General features: G+C 49.2%; 12 protein-coding genes. 6 read left to right on the forward strand and 6 right to left on the reverse strand.

Annotated elements, in window-relative coordinates; translation table 11 throughout:
* Nucleotides 1-304: 304 nt before the first annotated feature.
* Complete coding sequence (locus HK11_RS08175) at nt 305-2,767, forward strand: TonB-dependent receptor domain-containing protein (RefSeq protein ID WP_086554866.1); 2,463 nt, start codon at nt 305-307, stop codon at nt 2,765-2,767.
* Nucleotides 2,768-2,834: 67 nt separating this feature from the next.
* Here the strand turns inward: HK11_RS08175 and HK11_RS08180 are convergent, their stop codons facing one another.
* From HK11_RS08180 to HK11_RS08200, 5 genes are all read right to left on the reverse strand, one after another.
* Entirely contained in the window at nt 2,835-3,983 is a 1,149-nt protein-coding gene (locus HK11_RS08180) for an alpha-hydroxy acid oxidase (protein ID WP_233133395.1), read from the reverse strand.
* 58 nt (nt 3,984-4,041) lie between these two features.
* On the reverse strand, nt 4,042-5,595 hold the full coding sequence (hutH, locus tag HK11_RS08185; RefSeq protein WP_086554881.1) for a histidine ammonia-lyase: 1,554 nt from the start codon (nt 5,593-5,595) through the stop codon (nt 4,042-4,044).
* Between the two features lie 4 nt (nt 5,596-5,599).
* Nucleotides 5,600-7,297 carry a urocanate hydratase gene (gene hutU, locus HK11_RS08190; RefSeq protein WP_086554867.1) on the reverse strand — a complete coding sequence of 566 codons (1,698 nt, stop codon included), beginning with the start codon at nt 7,295-7,297 and terminating at the stop codon, nt 5,600-5,602.
* A gap of 99 nt (nt 7,298-7,396) precedes the next feature.
* A complete protein-coding gene (gene hutG / locus HK11_RS08195; RefSeq protein WP_086554868.1) occupies nt 7,397-8,191 on the reverse strand; it encodes an N-formylglutamate deformylase in 795 nt (264 codons plus the stop codon).
* Between the two features lie 39 nt (nt 8,192-8,230).
* Complete coding sequence (locus HK11_RS08200) at nt 8,231-9,598, reverse strand: formimidoylglutamate deiminase (protein WP_086554869.1); 1,368 nt, start codon at nt 9,596-9,598, stop codon at nt 8,231-8,233.
* Between the two features lie 150 nt (nt 9,599-9,748).
* Between HK11_RS08200 and hutI the strand changes: the two genes are divergently transcribed.
* The 5 genes from hutI to HK11_RS08225 all read left to right on the forward strand — a co-directional run bounded on the left by hutI (nt 9,749) and on the right by HK11_RS08225 (nt 16,645).
* The gene (gene hutI, locus HK11_RS08205) at nt 9,749-10,981 is read left to right on the forward strand and encodes an imidazolonepropionase (RefSeq protein ID WP_086554870.1); all 1,233 of its coding nucleotides are present in this window, start codon (nt 9,749-9,751) and stop codon (nt 10,979-10,981) included.
* Between the two features lie 76 nt (nt 10,982-11,057).
* Nucleotides 11,058-11,804: a histidine utilization repressor gene (hutC, locus tag HK11_RS08210; RefSeq protein ID WP_086554871.1), complete on the forward strand. Its 747-nt coding sequence runs from the start codon at nt 11,058-11,060 to the stop codon at nt 11,802-11,804.
* Between the two features lie 297 nt (nt 11,805-12,101).
* Entirely contained in the window at nt 12,102-13,331 is a 1,230-nt protein-coding gene (locus tag HK11_RS08215; protein WP_086554872.1) for an SMP-30/gluconolactonase/LRE family protein, read from the forward strand.
* A 441-nt stretch (nt 13,332-13,772) separates the two neighbouring features.
* On the forward strand, nt 13,773-15,278 hold the full coding sequence (locus HK11_RS08220) for an aldehyde dehydrogenase family protein (protein ID WP_086554873.1): 1,506 nt from the start codon (nt 13,773-13,775) through the stop codon (nt 15,276-15,278).
* 83 nt (nt 15,279-15,361) lie between these two features.
* The gene (locus tag HK11_RS08225) at nt 15,362-16,645 is read left to right on the forward strand and encodes an NAD(P)/FAD-dependent oxidoreductase (protein ID WP_086554874.1); all 1,284 of its coding nucleotides are present in this window, start codon (nt 15,362-15,364) and stop codon (nt 16,643-16,645) included.
* A 21-nt stretch (nt 16,646-16,666) separates the two neighbouring features.
* Here HK11_RS08225 and HK11_RS08230 read toward each other — a convergent pair whose 3' ends face one another.
* Nucleotides 16,667-17,293, reverse strand: coding sequence for a TetR/AcrR family transcriptional regulator (locus HK11_RS08230; protein ID WP_233127623.1), 627 nt, complete (start codon nt 17,291-17,293; stop codon nt 16,667-16,669).
* Nucleotides 17,294-17,680 lie beyond the last annotated feature (387 nt).

Consider the following 17,680-nt stretch of genomic DNA (forward strand, 5'->3'; position numbering starts at 1 on the left):
TCTGACACAACCAGGCGCGCAGACACTCTGCGCGCTTTTTGCTAATCATACCTCCAACTCAGGTGCATACTTTATCGCGCAACGTATCATCTTGTTGTTGCTTTAATTTTTCATAAAAACCACATTTAAAAAAATATTTCGCAATCGTTTCGAATCCTATTGACCTAACTCGTATGGACAACTTAGGGTTCTTATCGAAATTGGTGCATCAAAATCAAAAATTGCTGAACCAATAGAACAAAAACATATTGTCTATATCTTTTCTTCTCCTGCCCCCATAACTGCACCGGTGGAGTTCAGACGCATGAGACCCAGCACCGTTTCACTGACCAGACTATTACTATTGTCCTCCGCGTTTATTCCGATAGGCAGCGGTTATGCGCGAGCGGCAACCCCGGTTCATAAAACACCGCACATCACTGCACGAAAACATATTCCACCGGCCAGAAATGCAAAAATTGTATCTAAAGCCAGTGCAAAACAAAAAACAGCCACACCACAGGAACCTGCAACTTATCTCAGTTCCACATCTGAACAGTTTGAAGTGCGCTCACATAATGTGCCACATGGTGCTGTGGTCACTATTGGCCAGAAACTTCTGTCTCAGGCTCCGGCAGGTACAAACCCTCTGAAAACTCTGGCACAGCTTCCTGGCATCATGTTTCAGACAGCACAGCCACAGGGTATTGATGTCTGGTCTAACCAGGTATTTATGCACGGCTTTCAGCAGCAGGAAATCGGGATGACTCTCGATGGTATGCCTCTGGGCGAACAGACTGTTCGTAACTATAACGGTCTCAATACTATTCAGGCTATTTCGTCAGAAAACGTTGCCCGCATTGTTGTGTCTGAATCAGCCGGAGCCGAATCTGTTGCTGCGACAAACAACCTTGGCGGTTCGTTTTCCTACATCTCACGCGACCCCGCTCATAAATTTGGCGGCACCGTCACACAGGGTTTTGGCAGCTACGCAAACTTCCATACCTTTGCCCGTGTTGACAGTGGCGACCTCAACAGCACCGGCACACGTTTTTATGCCTCTTACATGCGACAGGACGGACAAATCTGGAAAGGCACCGGTGATCAGTTCATGCAGCAGGTCAACGCCAAATTTGTGCAGCCGGTTGGTGAAAGCAGCAGTATATCAGCCTTTTTTGACTGGGCAGACCTTCACCAGTTTTCGACTCCTGATGTCTCTCCCGAAATGCTCAGTAATGTCGGCTATAAAACAACTAATTATTATAACGGTAAGCAAAGCGGCCTTCAGGCAGCTATTAACGCCGCAAACGGTATATTTCCTCCTGGTTTTAATAAGCTCAAAGACCCGGAAGATTCTGCCTATTATGATGCCGTGCTGAATACTGATGATACATTTGGCGGCATTAAATCTCATATGCAGCTGACTGATAAACTCACCTGGGACACAACAGCCTACGGGCACGGAGAAACAAACCAGACAACCTGGACCACACCTTATTATTCATCACCTAACGGCTCACCATTGTCTGAGCTGGTCAAAGAACCCTCTATTCGTCGCTTTGGTATTCTTTCTCAGCTACATTACAATATTGCACATAACGATATCAGCGGTGGCGTGTGGTATGAAAATAACCATTACCAGTCAAATATGTTCGCATATGAAATGCCAAATATCGTTGATGGCCAGCTGACATCTGCCATTCCTAACCCCCTTGGGCACTGGTCAAACCCGTTCGCAAAAATTTATAACCAGACATATAATACCAATACATTCACAGCCTTTGTTCAGGACACCTATCGTATCCTGCCCAATCTGGCCCTGCATTTTGGTTTCAAATCAGTGCTGGCAACAACGCGCGTAGGCAATGGTTTTATTAATGACGATTATTATGGCGCAGGCTCTAATATTGCCAGTGGCGTTGGTCTGACCACATCAAAACCATTCCTGCCACACATCAGTGCTGACTGGCACTTCCTGAAACATCATGAACTCTATTTTGATATTTCAGAAAACGTGCATACCTATGCACAATCTGGCTACAAACTCTCCAACTCCCCTTTTGCCATCTCCCAAACTGCGTTTGATGCTGGTCGCAACTCATTTAAACCAGAAACTGACTGGACCTATGCGCTGGGCTACCGGTACAATAGCCGCTTTGTCGGGGCGTCGGTTTATGCCTATCGCACAAACTTTAATAACCGACTGCAGCAAATCACTTCCGGTTCAGCCGTTAATCCTGTCTCTACAGTGTCTAACGTTGGTGGCGTAACCATGAATGGTGTAGATGCAGCCATTACAATCATGCCGATCAGGAACCTCTCTTTCACAAACAGCATCAGCTATGACCACGCCACTTACGATAATAACCTGACTGAAGCCGGCACATCTTATGGTACAAAAGGCAAGCAAATCGTTAACTACCCACGATTTATGTATAAAACACGTCTTTCATACGAATGGCGAGGTGTAACGGCTTATGTCGATGCCAACTATATCGGCAAGCGTAACTACAGCTATACCGGTGATGTCAAAATTCCTGGTTACTGGCTCAGCAACCTTGGCGTTCAGTATAATTTTGGCAAGCTTGAAGCCTTCCGCAACTCTGTTTCAGCGGTAAAAGACCTTACACTCAGCTTTAGCATCACAAACCTGCAAAATAACCGCTACATTTCAACGATGGGCGAAAACGGCAATCCTCTCAGCACAGGCCAGGGCGCGCTGGCTTACCAGTCTATGCTGGTTGGCGCACCGCGTATGTTCTTTGGCTCACTGAGTGCTAATTTCTGATATGTGACTAAACAAAACCCCTGTTATCATAATCTGATAACAGGGGTATGCAGAGCAAAAAACAAAATCATTTTTGTCGTTTTAATACATCCACACCAGCTAAACGCAAACTTTCAACACTGTTGTGCCCTGAGAGGGCAAGTACATCATATATCTCCCGGCGCAGCAGGGAGATCATCTCCCTGACCCCGGACTCTCCTCCTGCAGCAACTGCCCAGGCCCATGGCCTGCCTGATGCTGTAAGTGAAGCCCCCTGCGCAAGAGATGTTACAACATCACCACCACGGCGAATACCACTATCGATCACCACAGAACAATGCTGTCCGGCTGATTGTACAATCTCAGGCAAAACAGCAAGGGTTGCAGGTGCGGGGTCAAGCTGCCGACCGCCATGATTAGAAACTATAACGGCATCAGCCCCGGCAGCCACACAACGTGCGGCATCATCAGCATGCATAATACCTTTAACAAGCAGCTGACCGCTCCACTGTGCTCTGAACCATTCAAGGTCACGCCATGTCAGACCAGGGTCAATTTGCGATGCAGCATTCTTTGCCTGCTCAAGCAAAGAATGCCCCATGCCATAGGCACTTAAATTACGCAGCTGAGGCATACCATGACGCGCCATGCCAGCACCCCAGCGCCAGGCTGCCGCAAAAGAGGCCAGCTGAGCCAGAGATGGCTTACTGAGCCGCCTGAAACCATTACGCTCATCACGTGGCCGCAATGGGGTAACAGGCGTATCTACTGTGAAAATAAGCGTACGCACACCACATTTACGCGCACGCTCCATCATATCACGGGTTATATCACGGTCACGAAAAACATAAATCTGAGCCAGCACATCCGCGCCCGGCACCTGGCATATTTCTTCAAGTGACGCGATTGAAAATGTTGATACACAAAAAGGAATTTTTTCTTTCGCCGCAGCTCGTGCAGCCATCAGATCACCACCCTGACGCATCATTCCCGCAAAACCAACCGGTGCCAGCATAAAAGGAGCGGAGCAGTCATAACCAAGCCACTGCGTTGTTGTTGATACAGATGATACATCACGAAGACAACGTGGTTTGATCGTCCATTTTCTGAACTCATCCCGATTAGCCTGGAGTGTTCTTTCTTCATGGGCACCACCTGCCACATAGTCACGAAATAACCGCGGGAGAAATTTTTCTGCTTTTTTCTGTAACTCTGCACTATCAACACAGGCCATCATAACCTCTCAATACAAAAAACCCCCGGACAATGCCGGGGGCAGGAGCAGAACTATAGGCTCAGACAGCACTACACTCCGGCAATGGCACAAACTCCTTCACTCTGTCAGCTATCACTCCACCAGCTATCAGCTCACGCATTGCTTCAATATCCGGGGTAAAAAGCCTGTCCTGTGCAAAAAAGGCAATTTTCTCACGCACAGCATCCTTTGCCACAGAAAGCGGGCGCGATGTGAGCAACGGCGCAAGAAAATCAAGCCCCTGCACTGCTGCCAGCCCTTCAATAGCAATAATCGTACAAACATTATCCACTATATCTTCCAGGCGTCTGGCTGCAAAAGTTGCCATACTGACATGGTCTTCCTGGTTAGCAGAGGTTGGCAGGCTATCAACACTGGCCGGGTGCGCCAGCGTTTTATTCTCTGACGCCAGAGCTGCAGCTGTAACCTGTGCAATCATAAAACCAGAATTCAGGCCACTCTCTTTAACCAGGAAGGGTGGCAGACCACTCATCTGTGCATCCATCAGCATAGCAAGACGACGCTCAGAAATTGCACCCACCTCAGAAACAGCTATTGCGATTGTATCTGCTGCAATAGCCACTGGTTCAGCATGGAAATTGCCACCTGAAATCATTTCATCTGTTTCTGCAAAATGAATGGGGTTGTCAGAGACCGCATTGGCTTCAATAACCAGCGTTCTGGCCGCATTACGCAACGTATCAAGACATGCACCCATAACCTGAGGCTGACACCGCAGGCAGTACGGATCCTGAACGCGCTCATCTTCCTCCCTGTGTGAATCACGAATGGAGGAATTCTCAAGCAGACTACGATATACAGCCGCCGTTTCTATCTGCCCGCGCTGCCCGCGCAGCACGTGCAGGCGCGGGTCAAAAGGAGCATCTGTGCCCCGTGCGGCATCAAGCGTCAGACCACCGGCAATAAGAGCTGCCTGGAACACACGCTCAGCCTTAAACAGACCAGACAATGCCAGCGCCGTTGAGGCCTGCGTGCCATTAAGCAACGCCAGCCCTTCCTTCGGGCCAAGTTCAACCGGCGTCAGACCGGCAGCCTGCAGTGCCTCTGCTCCGGTCATTTTCTGACCTTTATAGAAGGCATGCCCTTCGCCAATAACAACTGCACTCATATGTGCCAGAGGAGCAAGGTCACCTGACGCACCCACTGACCCTTTTTCAGGGATAACCGGTATAACCCCACGATTCAGCATCGCCAGCAGCAGGGTAACAACCTCTTTGCGCACGCCGGAGAACCCTCTTGCCAGGCCATTAGCCTTAAGCAGCAAAATCAGCCTGACCACAGCCTCGTTCATTGGCGCGCCAATACCAGCAGCATGACTCAGCACAAGATTACGCTGCAGCTCTTTCAGTTTATCATCCGGGATACGGGTTTTTGCCAGCTTACCAAAGCCGGTATTCACACCGTAAACCGGCTCACCTCGTGCAACAATACGCTCAACCGACAAAGCAGCAACGTCAAGCACCTTACCTGCCTCGGCAGATAACTCTATCTGCATGGAAGGCGAGAAAAAGAAAGAGCGCATATCTGCATAAGTCAGCTGACCAGGGTGCAGTATAAAAGATGATGCAGTCATGCCCTCAGGCTCCACGTTTAATCATTGGCAGGTTCAGAGATTTTTCATGCGCGCATTCTACAGCTATGTCGTAGCCGGCATCTGCATGGCGCATAACACCGGTTGCAGGGTCGTTCCACAACACGCGCTCAAGGCGGCGGGCAGCCTCGGCTGTGCCATCAGCCACAATGACCATGCCCGAATGCTGTGAGAAACCCATACCCACACCACCACCATGATGCAACGAGACCCAGGTAGCCCCGGATGCTGTATTAAGCAGTGCATTCAGTAAGGGCCAGTCAGACACAGTATCACTGCCATCACGCATGGCTTCAGTCTCACGGTTAGGGCTGGCAACTGAACCACTGTCAAGGTGGTCACGACCGATCACAATCGGGCCTTTCAGCTCACCTTTTGCAACCATTTCGTTAAAGGCCAGCCCCAGGCGATGACGGTCACCCAGCCCTACCCAGCAGATACGAGATGGCAGCCCCTGAAAATGAATTTTCTCCCGTGCCATATCCATCCAGTTATGCAGATGAACGTCATCAGGCAGCAACTCTTTCACTTTCTGATCGGTTTTATAAATATCTTCCGGATCACCTGAGAGAGCAGCCCAGCGGAACGGCCCGATACCACGGCAGAACAGAGGCCGGATATAGGCAGGCACGAACCCGGGGAACGCAAAGGCATCCTCAAGACCTTCTTCAAAAGCCATCTGACGGATATTATTACCATAATCAAAAGTAGGAATACCCATACGGTGAAAAGCCACCATAGCCTCGACATGCTCACGCATAGACTGACGGGCTGCTTTCTCTACTGCAGCAGGGTCAGTCAGACGTTTCTGCTCTGCTTCTTCCAGTGTCCAGCCTTTGGGCAGGTAACCATTCCGCGGGTCATGTGCAGAGGTCTGATCTGTTACGGCATCGGGGCGCACACCACGGCGTACCAGCTCCGGGAAGACTTCTGCCGTATTACCTAAAAGGCCAACCGAAATCGCCTTACCCTCTGCACAGGCTACGGTAATCAGCTCAAGCGCTTCATCAAGCGTATCCACCCGGCAATCAAGATAGCCTGTATCAAGACGTTTCTGAATACGGCCAGGTTCACACTCAACAGCCAGCATAGAGGCTCCGGCCATCACGGCAGCCAGCGGCTGCGCACCACTCATACCGCCCAGACCACCGGTCAGAATCCATCGGCCTTTCAGGCTGCCACCGTAATATTGCCGCCCCATCTCGACAAAAGTTTCATAAGTACCCTGAACAATACCCTGCGAACCAATATAGATCCACGAACCAGCGGTCATCTGGCCGTACATCATCAGCCCCATGCGGTCGAGTTCGTTAAATTTATCCCAGTTTGCCCAGTGCGGTACGATATTAGAATTTGCAATCAGCACACGCGGTGCATCTGCATGTGTGCGAAAAACACCAACCGGTTTACCTGACTGCACCAGTAAGGTCTGGTCATCCTCCAGCTCACGCAGGCTGGCAACAATCTGGTCATAACATGCCCAGTTTCGTGCAGCTCTACCTATACCACCATAGACAACCAGCTCTGAGGGACGCTCAGCCACCTCAGGATCCAGGTTATTCATCAGCATGCGCAAGGCAGCTTCAGTTTGCCAGCTTTTAGCTGTTTTCTCCGTCCCTGTCGGAGAGCGGATAATGCGGTCATTAGCAAGGCGGTTATTTGAAACTGCAGATGCGTCACTCATTTTCCAACCCTTGTTCATACTTGTATATACTTTTAGTTAAGCGTCATACAATTTCGTTGTCAATCTGGAATAAATTAAAAAAAAACACTTCTGACGTTTTCAGGGCTTAAACGCCAGAGCACAGCGCAGAAGCTGAAGCAGGGTTTGCTTAAGCTGTGCAGCTTTCTGCGCACTTAAAGGCCAGGGATATTTTTCAGTTTCCAGGTAGGTTGTTTGCGCAAGTTCAAGCTGTACAGCATGTATATTCTGATCTGGCTGCCCGTAATGACGAGTCGTATACCCCCCCTTAAAACGCCCGTCGAGAACATGGGTATAGTGCAAAGCCTGTGCTGCCTGAGCCACCAAAGCCTGAGCAAGTGCCGGCGCACAGGCCTGCCCCATATTGGTGCCAAAATTAAGGTCGGGTAAAACCCCTTCAAACAAACGAGGAATAGTGGAAGCAATAGAATGACCATCCCACAAAACAGCATACCCCCATTTTTCTTTTAAACGGCCAAGCTCCTGCTCTATCTGATCATGGTAAGGACGCCAGAACAGCCTGGTTCTCAGCACAGTTTCCTGCGCATCAGGCTCCTCTCCTTCACGGTAAACTGGCAGACCGGAAAAGGTGAAGTGTGGCACAAGCCCGGTGCTGGGGCGCCCGGGATACAGCACGCCGTCATCTGGCCCTCGGTTCAGGTCAACGACATAGCGTGAGTAATTTGCACGCAGTACGCCAATACCAAGAGCCTGCGCAAAATCGTAAAGCGTCTCCATATACCAGTCTGTATCAGGCAATGTGCTGCCATGCTCTGTCATACGCAGGGCCAGCCCTTCTGGCAGGCTCTGGCCAGCATGAGGCAAAGTAATCAGCACTGGCATATCACCTGGTGTAAAAGAATAAACCGGAAGCATCGTCTCTGACCTCTTTCTCTGCACTTTTATTTTTAAAAATCAGGAAAAAATTTCACGCATAATGGTTCTGAAATACTGTGTAAGGCGCTCCTGCTGAGGGTGATGCCCATCACGCACCCGCCACTCACCAGCTGACATCACATGCCTGACAGGCAATGCCGGAAGAGTGAATAACGCAGCATCTAAAACAGCATCACCTTCAAGATCAGGATGAATAAACTGCGTCTCATCAGGCACACATAAATCAGCACGGGCACCTGGCGTTAGCCCCCACTGTGCAAGACCACAGGCCTGAGCCCCGCCTGCCAGGGCCTGGCGATATAGCCACCCGCCGGTTGAACCCAGCTCACCCTGAGGCAGAGCAAGGCAGCGACTTTGTGCAGATAAACGCATGCCATATTCAAGCAGCCTCAGCTCTTCAGCCGGGCTGATCAGAATATTACTGTCTGACCCGATACCAAAGCGGCCGTTCTTTGCAACATATTCAACAAACGGAAAAAAGCCGTCTCCGAGGTTGGCCTCTGTCACCGGGCACAAACCTGCCACAGCCTGACTTTTTGCAATCCTCGTGACCTCAGGCGACGTAAGATGAGTCGCATGTATAAGACACCAGCGGGCATCAACAGGCACATGCTCGAACAGCCAGGCGACGGGCCTCTGCCCTGTCGCGGCAAGACACTGTTCTACCTCCCCGATTTGCTCCGCAATATGAATATGTACGGGTGATGACTGAGCAACAGCCGAAACAAGCGCATTAATATCTTCTGTCCCGACCGCACGCAGAGAATGCAGACCCAGCCCGACAGAAACAAGGGAACTCCCCTGCCATTGCTTTCGGAGATTACTGATAATTTCAGCTATAAAACCCGGTGTTGAGGCAAAACGTTGCTGCTCATCCTGCAAAGGTCTCTGTCCAAACCCTGCATACATATAGAGCGTCGGCAAAACTGTAACACCCAACCCTGCGGTTTGTGCACCTGCGGCAATTCTCATCGCCATTTCGGCAGGCTGATTGTAAGCACTGCCATTTTTATCACGATGCAGATAATGAAACTCAGCAACCTGCGTATAGCCTGCGCGTAACATTTCCATATACAAAAAAGCGGCAATCCCCTCCATCTGATCGGGAGAGATATGACCGGCAAGCTGATACATCAGCGTGCGCCATGTCCAGAAAGTGTCAGATGGCGTTTGCCGGCGCTCAGCAAATCCCGCCATGCCACGCTGAAAAGCGTGAGAATGCAGGCTGATCTGGGGTGGCAGAGCGATCTCATACTGCTCCATCCCTCTGGAGGGCTGACTGTCGGCTGTGACAGAAGAAAATCTGCCATCCGGCCCGATAACTAAGGAGACATTTTTTCTCCACCCCTCAGGGAGAAGAGCCTGCTTCACAAAAATTCCGGTCATGCAGTCATACCCATTTTACTCAGCTTCCACCCACATCATTAAAGCTGTTCCAGGCGGAATCTGACCGTTGTCGTTTTGAAACCATAACGGATTTGACTTATTTGTATATACCTTTGTATGGTATCTCACAGACTAAGAAAGCAGGATGCCATGTGGGATACACTCTGGAAGAACGTTCACTTAGCCACGATGGCACCATCGCGCATCAGCTCATCTGACCCTTATGGCTGCATTAAAAATGCCGCCATTGCAGCGAAAAATGGTAAAATTACGTGGATTGGCGCTGAAGCTGATCTTCCTGACGCCCCCGAAAAACTTGCACGATCTGTTATCTCTATGCAGCAGAAATGGGCCACCCCGGGGCTGATAGATGCCCATACCCATCTTGTCTATGCAGGTGATCGAAGTAACGAATTCAGCCAGCGCCTTAATGGAGTCAGCTATCAGCAGATTGCACACGAAGGCGGCGGTATTAACGCTACTGTAGCAGCCACACGTGCAATGTCTGAAGAGCAGCTGCTTGAACTGGCTATAACCCGTGCCAAGCGTATGATTGCAGGCGGCACCACGACTATCGAGGTGAAATCAGGCTATGGTCTGACCCTGGAAGATGAACTCAAGCTGCTGCGTGTAGGCCGTGCCCTTGAACAGCACCTTCCCATACGTGTGCATACAACCTTCCTGGGGGCACATGCTCTGCCACCTGAATATGCCGGCCGTCAGACTGACTATGTCAGCACCATCATCAATGATATGTTACCTCGCATAGGAGAAGAAAAACTCGCTGACAGTGTCGATGTCTTTTGTGAAACTATAGCATTCTCACGATCCGAAACCGAACAAATCTTTCAGGCCGCGGCACAACTTGGCCTGCCGGTTCGCATTCATGCTGACCAGATGTCAGACAGCGACAGCTGTGCTCTCGCAGCCCGCTTTAAGGCCCTGTCAGCTGATCATGTCGAATATGCTAACGAAAATGGTGTTCAAGCTATGGCGACAGCAGGCACTGTCGCTATGCTCCTGCCCGGAGCCTTTTACTTCATTCGCGAAACGAGACTGCCGCCGGTAGATCTTTTCAGAAAGCACAAAGTGCCCATGGGGCTTGCCACAGACTGCAACCCTGGAACCTCCCCGTTGCTCGACCTGACAACCACCATGAATATGGCCTGCACCCTGATGCGCCTGACACCGGCCGAAGCCCTGCATGGCGTTACAACAATTGCCGCCAGGGCGCTTAACTTACAAAACATCACGGGTGTTTTGCAGGAAAATTATGCTGCCGATATAGCTTTCTGGCCCATATCAGGTCCACATGAGCTCTCTTACTGGATTGGTGGCGTCAGGCCCTCGGCACGGGTCTTTGGTGGCAAAACAGACAACTAAAAAACATAATCTCTATACAGGTGATACAAACGTCCATATTTTACCAAAACACCCCGCGCTACCAAAGGATCAGTTCATGACACCATCTTCTCCTGCTCCCCGCCCGCAGCTTCGCTATGAGCAGGTAAAGAAATATATTACTGATCACATCACCCGTGGAGAATGGGATGTCGGGGAGAGGCTCCCTTCAGAGAGCGAGCTGGTCGAGACTCTTGGAGTTTCACGTATGACCGTGCACAGAGCTTTGCGGGAGCTTATGACAGAGGGGCTTGTAACCCGTGCGCAGGGCGTTGGTACTTTTGTTGCAGAACTGATGCCCCGCGCCCCGCTGCTTGAACTACGCGATATTGCAGATGATATTATCTCAGCGGGTCACACTCACACACAAAGGCTGGTAACCCTTGAAGCTGTCAGAGCCGATGTGGATCTGGCCATGGCCTTTGATCAACGCCCGGGTGCCAAGCTGTTCCATTCTGTTATTGTGCATATGGAAGATAACATCCCCCTGCAGGTTGAAGAGCGCTATGTTTCACCACATTTTGCACCGGACTACCTGGAGCAGGATTTCACTTCTTTGCATCCGCACCGTTTGCTGACACACATAGCTCGCCCGGATGAAATGGAACACGTTATTTTTGCCGTGACACCAGAAGAAAAAATACAGCAGCTTCTGGAGCTGGATGAGCCTGCAACGGCGTGCCTTCAGCTCGTGCGCCGCACATGGGTACAGGGCAAAACGGTAATGAAGGGAATTTTCACTTACCCCGGTAATCGTTACAGCCTTGGCGGACGTTACCAGGTGGATAGTCTCAAAAATCACTGAATAATACTTACGATATCTGATTATATATCAGGCAGTTAAGCTTAATAAGGCTTAACTGCTTATTTGCGCTCTGACGACAGTAAAAGCCTGAACCATTAGCAGCGTCACAAATCTGAAAATAAGCCTGCATCGTTAATAAGATAACACCAAAAAAATAAAATATTACTATGCATAGCTGCCTGCTTCTCTCTGCCTCAGCACTACATAAATTTGCACATTGATAAAATAACTACCACTATTTAAAACAACCATTAAGTAATTTAGTATTTTCTTATATTGCGTGACAGGTCTGATAAAATGCCTCATTTGAATGACAAGCAACATTTACCGGCATGCCCAACTCGTCGTAAAATTCTGGCTGCCGGCATCGCAGGTCTTGCCGGCACTACACTGATAAAACAGCACGACGCCTTAGCTGCGAACAGTGAAAATGTATCTCCGCCAAGTGTCATAAGCACCCCAGCCAGAGTCTGGGGGCCTCAGGCACCCGTGCCTTTCACACCTGACCCCGATATTATATCCTACGATCCGTCTTTCAATAAAGTCATTTCCTGGAACGCACCGTTAGAACAGGCTTGGCGAGGGAATGTCTCGTGGCTTGAAGGGCCTGCATGGTCAGTTGAAGGGCGCTTTCTGCTCGTAAGTGACGTAACAGGAAGCAGTCAGTATCGCTACGCTGAAGATACGCATGCGATGTCCGTATTCCGTAAGGAAAGCTATCATTCAAATGGAAACACCTTTGACAATGAAGGGCGGCTGCTAACATGTGAGCATGGCCTGCGTCGGGTTATTCGCTGGGAACATAACGGAACCTGCACTGTTCTGGCCGATAAATATCAAGGCAAACGTCTGAACTCTCCCAATGATATTGTCGTTGATAAGAATGGAGGAATCTGGTTCACAGATCCGGATTATGGAGACCGTTTGTGGGAGGGGCACCCAAACGAACCGGGTGTCAACGCACCGACACCAGACAACCTGACCTGGAACCTGGGAACGGAGCTAAGCACTGAACTGGGCGGCGCTTATGGACAGCAGGCTCATGTTTTTTATATTGACCCGGAAACACATGAACTCACAGCCGTTCTTACAGAAAATCAGCTCGCCGGCCCTAATGGACTCTGTTTTTCGCCTGATTATAAAACCCTTTATATCGCCTCCAGCGCAGATAAAGCCGCACACCCAGGCGGAGGTGGATTTCGTAATATTTATGCCTTTGATGTCACGGGTAATAAACTAACTAATCAACGCATTTTCGCATCCATGACTCTTAACGGCGAAAAATTAATGCCTGACGGTATTAAAGCTGACGTTATGGGCAATATATGGGTTGGCGCCAGTGGCTCCCTGGGTCTGTGTGGCGTAATTATTTATAATCCCGCGGGTAAAATGATCGGCCGGCTCCGTATGCCACGCACCATTTCAAACCTGACATTTGGCGGACCTGAACGTAATCGCCTCTTCATGACAGCTCGGGATTCTATTTTTACTCTTGATGTCGCGACACAGGGTGCCGGGTTATCCTAAAAGCCACATATTATGGGCCGGGCGGCTGGTTTTACTGTTTCTCATGAACGGATGAAATTTATTTTCACAATATACAGCGCCCGACCTCAGTAAGTCTCCCTTCCATCAAGACACCACCCCAAAAAAATAAAATATTGCCAAATAAAATATATCATTTTATTATTACATCCATTAATTTTAGAAAAAAATAAAAATATTTAACATCATATTGATTTATATAATATTTTTATAATGAATTTATTTTTTAATAATACTTTATTAATGGCATCTCCACCAAAGTGGCACTGAGTGTCATTTTTCACGATGATGTGACACTCCACCGTATTGCAGACTCTATCCTGTCTATATATCAAAGAATATAGTAATCAGGATAAGCAGAGTCCTGATTAAAAATCAGTCAGCATTTTATGCAGGCAATGAACAGGACAAATGGAGTATCCCATGTCAGTCATTCAGGCCCCTCCTTTTAAATCACGCTATGAAAATTATATTAACGGTGAATGGAAAGCCCCGGTAAAAGGGCAGTATATGAAAAATATCTCGCCTGTTGATGCGCGCATATTATGCGAAGTGCCACAGTCTACAGCCGAAGATATAGAACTTGCACTTGATGCCGCCCATAACGCATTTAAAAGCTGGGGACGGACCTCCATCGGTGAGCGCTCTAACATTCTTCTCAAAGCAGCCGATCACATGGAGGCCAACCTCGACCTTCTCGCACGCGCTGAAACGTGGGATAATGGTAAGCCTATCCGTGAAACACTGGGCTCTGACATCCCCCTGGCAATCGATCATTTTCGCTATTTTGCCGGCTGTATCCGCGCTCAGGAAGGCGGCATTACTGATATCGATCAGGATACAGTGGCCTATCACTTTCATGAACCTCTTGGTGTTGTAGGGCAGATTATTCCGTGGAATTTCCCCCTGCTGATGGGTGCATGGAAACTGGCCCCGGCTCTTGCTGCAGGCAACTGCGTGGTGATGAAGCCCGCTGAAACAACACCAGCCAGCATGCTGGTACTGATGGAAATCATTGGTGATCTCTTTCCTGCCGGCACAATCAATATCGTGAACGGTCTGGGGCGAGATGCAGGGTCAGCACTTTCCAACAGCAGCCGCATTGCGAAAATTGCCTTCACAGGCTCTACACCAACAGGCAAAATGATCGCGCATGCTGCTGCAGAAAACCTGATTCCGGCAACACTGGAGCTGGGCGGTAAATCTCCCAACATATTCTTTGCAGACATCATGGATCATGATGATGACTATCTCGACAAAGCCCTGGAAGGCTTTACCCTGTTTGCACTTAATCAGGGGCAAATCTGTTCATGCCCAAGCCGTGCTCTGGTTCATGAGTCTATCTATGATAAGTTTATTGAACGTGTGCTTCCACGGGTAAAAGCTATCAGACAGGGGAACCCTCTTGACCCTGAAACCATGATGGGTGCGCAAAACTCACTCATGCAGCAGAACAAAATTCTTGAATATATCAACATTGGACGCGATGAAGATAAAGCCGAAATACTGACCGGCGGTGCAAAACCAGAACTCGGTAACGACCTCAGCAATGGTTTTTATGTTCAGCCGACAATCTTCCGCGGTGATAATACGATGCGTATTTTCCGCGAAGAGATTTTTGGCCCTGTTCTGACCGTCACTACATTTAAGGACGAAGCCGAGGCACTGGCAATCGCCAATGACACCGAGTTTGGCCTTGGGTCAGGCGTGTGGTCTCGTAATGGCAATATCTGCCACCGGGTCGCAAAAGGCCTGCAGGCAGGGCGTGTATGGGTAAACTGCTATCATATCTACCCTGCCGGCGCGGCATTTGGCGGGTATAAAAAATCTGGCATTGGTCGTGAAACACATAAAATGGTTCTCGAACATTACCAGCAAACTAAAAATATTCTCACCAGCTACTCTGAAAAGAAACTTGGTCTCTTTTGAGTCAAAAAAAGGGGAGCATAGTTGCATGCTCCCCTTTAACCGTTATTTTACAATGATCTAAAGAACAACGACGGGTAGAGACTATGAGCCGGAAATTTGAAATCCTGATCGTTGGCGGCGGTGTTGCAGGTCTTGCACTTGCAACACGCCTTGGCAACACAATGGGCAGGCAGGGCAAAGCACGTATCACCCTGATCGACAAAAGTTTTTCTCATGTCTGGAAACCAATGCTGCACTGCTTTGCAGCCGGCACTGCCCAGAATGAAAATGACCGCATCAGTTTTATGGCACAGGCCAGACGTCATCATTTTGAATTCTGGCCCGGTGAGGTAATCAGCCTGGACCGTGAAAAAAAGGAAACAGTCCTTGGCCCGCTTTATGGTGCAGACGGAAGCCTGGTACTGGAAGGGCGAACGGTTAAATATGATGCACTGATCTTATCAATTGGCAGCTGTGCAAATGATTTTGGCACACCGGGGGTCTCTGAGCATTGCCTCTTTATTGACAACCTTGTTGAGGCCAATGGTTTCAACGAAAAGTTCCGCATGGAACTTCTTCGTTCCTATGCTGGCGATGGTGCCCTTGATATTGCTATTGTAGGGGGCGGCGCGACTGGCACTCAGCTCGCGGCAGAGCTGCACAAAGCACTTGAGCTGGCTGGCCTTCATAGTTTTTCACAAACTCCACCCGTACTAAATATTACGCTGCTTGAAGCTGGCCCGCGTATTCTGCCTGCTTTCCCCGAAGAAGTCTCACAGGCTGCCAGGCAGGAACTTGAGCGCATTGGCGTCAGAGTGCTTACATCTGCTATGGTTTCAGGAGCAGACAGTCATGGCTTCACCCTCAAAGACGGCAGCCACATACCAGCCACTCTGCGCGTATGGGCTGCAGGCGTCAAAGCACCTGAAGTTACCAAAGGTTTTGGCGACCTCTCCCTGAGTCGTTCAGGGCAAATTCTGGTAAAACCAACCCTTCAGTCTGTTGATGACCCTGCCATATTTGCTATGGGCGATTGCAGCTATATTGCCGATGACCCTTTGCCGCCAACAGCTCAGGTAGCAAGGCAACAGGCCCATCACCTCGCACGGCAGTTACCGGCGTGGCTATACGATAAACGTGAAATATCGCCTTGTGTGTTCAACAACAAGGGAGCGATTGTCGCATTAGGAAATTATAATGGATGGGGAACCCTGCCTGGAGGCACAGTCTTTGGAGGCGGAGTATTTAAGGGGCTGTCAGCTCGTCTGGGGCACCTGGCTTTGTATCGCCAGCACCAGGTTGAACTTTATGGTGTATCACGCGGCCTGATATCCTGCTTTTCTGACTGGGTAAGCTCTCTGGTTAACCCTTCGATCCGACTTCACTGACCGAGCAATAAAAATGCCTGCTCAAATCTCTCTGAAGCAGGCAATCTGCAGCATAATAACACGCTGAATCAGAACGACCAGGTCAGTACGCCCCTTTACACTAATCCACTCATCTACAGCGGTTCTGAAAGCGGCAATTCCTGACCGGGCGGCAACTCTGGCTGCCAGAGCCCTGTCACCGCTTTCAGACATGCGTTGTTCCAGCGCTGCAGCCAGACTATCCTCCCAGCAGGCATATTTATTTAAGCTCACCGAGCGTAATTCCGGCGTACGTTCAATCAGACGCACAAAAGCAAGCGCTTCTTCTTTCGTTTTTGCCATGTAAGGAACAACAGCCTCGAGCGCAACCTGAATGACCGCCTGAGGCAGCATATCTGCCGGACAGGCATTTACTCTCCTGGTCAGAACATCTGTCATCTGCTGCGTCCAGGCCGTAACGAGATCTGCCTTAGCAGGAAAGTGACGAAACAAAGTCCGGCGTGAAATACCCGCCGCTGCCGCAATTTCATCTGTGGTTGTTTTATTAAACCCTTTTTCAGACAAAAGCCTCATGGCGGCATCGATCAGAGCATCCTGGGTTTGCCGCCTGCGTTCTTCCCGCCGCGAGAAATTGCGCGCCACATCAGATGCTACAACCCAATCAGACAAAACATAACCTTCAAAAAATTCATTCTCATACTCAATCTGATTGATCACATTAAAAACGGATCAAAAAAACCGAACGCAGTGCCGATGGTATGCCACTATTCTCAAAGTGTTACCACTCCTCATATGCCTCACTGAATGTTTTAGAACATATCGGTTTCCAAACCGAATCTTCCTTAATATCTCCATATGAGCCACATCAGTCGTTCGATACACAGAACCCGCTCTGGCTCACCACCATACCCCCCTGGGGAATACCTTAAAAGAAATTAAGTTTAAAAAATAATAACAATAATACCCCTGAGTTTTAATTGAACAAAAAAAACAATAAACTTCACGTAATAAAAAATAAAATATGAAATATAAATAACTTTTTTATTTAATTTTATT

This window comes from Acetobacter sp. DmW_043 (assembly GCF_002153485.1).
Lineage (GTDB): Bacteria > Pseudomonadota > Alphaproteobacteria > Acetobacterales > Acetobacteraceae > Acetobacter > Acetobacter thailandicus.